This window comes from Methanocalculus natronophilus (assembly GCF_038751955.1).
Classification (GTDB): Archaea; Halobacteriota; Methanomicrobia; order Methanomicrobiales; family Methanocorpusculaceae; genus Methanocalculus; species Methanocalculus natronophilus.
This window is the reverse complement of the sequence record NZ_JBCEXH010000052.1, coordinates 1-273: the sequence shown is the minus strand read 5'-3', so window position 1 is coordinate 273 and position 273 is coordinate 1.

Below are 273 nucleotides of genomic sequence, written 5' to 3'. Positions count from 1 at the left end.
CATCGCCTCAATTCATTATAACATAAAGTAATATTGTGCTGCACGCATTAAATGTTTCTTAATGTAAGCTAGATATTTTATTATGCATTTTAAATGTTAAATAGTTTTTAATTTAATAAGTGATTGACATTAACCATAATAATACCTATAATACATTTTGTAAAAAATATAAAAAATATTAAATACGGGAGGAACAAATTTTATGAAAAGAATTTTTGCTGTTATGCTAACTCTGCTAATGGGTGTTGCATTGGTAGCATGTGGCGGTAGTAC